The sequence below is a fragment of the Bacillus cereus group sp. BfR-BA-01350 genome (genome assembly GCF_022663775.1).
GTDB lineage: Bacteria > Bacillota > Bacilli > Bacillales > Bacillaceae_G > Bacillus_A > Bacillus_A paranthracis.
Map to the genome: position 1 here is coordinate 1 of NZ_JAKUGD010000043.1, position 346 is coordinate 346.

Below are 346 nucleotides of genomic sequence, written 5' to 3' on the forward strand. Positions count from 1 at the left end.
AGAGCTGAAAAATGAAAATGTAAAAGGTGAATTAGAAATAACGAAAGTAGATATAGCGGATGGGAATACAAAACTACCAAATGCAGAGTTTACAATCTACAACGAACAAGGAAAAGAAGTAGTAAAAGGAAAAACAAATGAGCAAGGTATAGCGAAATTCAAATTACCATACGGAAAGTACACGTATAAAGAAACGATAGCGCCAAATGGATATGTAGTAAATGAAGAGACGTTCGCATTTGAGATAAAAGAGGATGGGCAAATTATTAAACATATCGTTCAAGATAAGAAAGTAGAAGGTGAGTTAGAAATAACGAAAGTAGATATAGCGGATGGGAATACAAAA

The 346-nt window shown here is 33.2% G+C and carries 1 protein-coding gene; it reads left to right on the top strand.

Translation table 11 applies throughout. The features are described from left to right. On the top strand, window positions 1–346 hold a 346-nt coding region (locus MR147_RS26850), incomplete at both ends, for an MSCRAMM family protein (protein ID WP_242304890.1).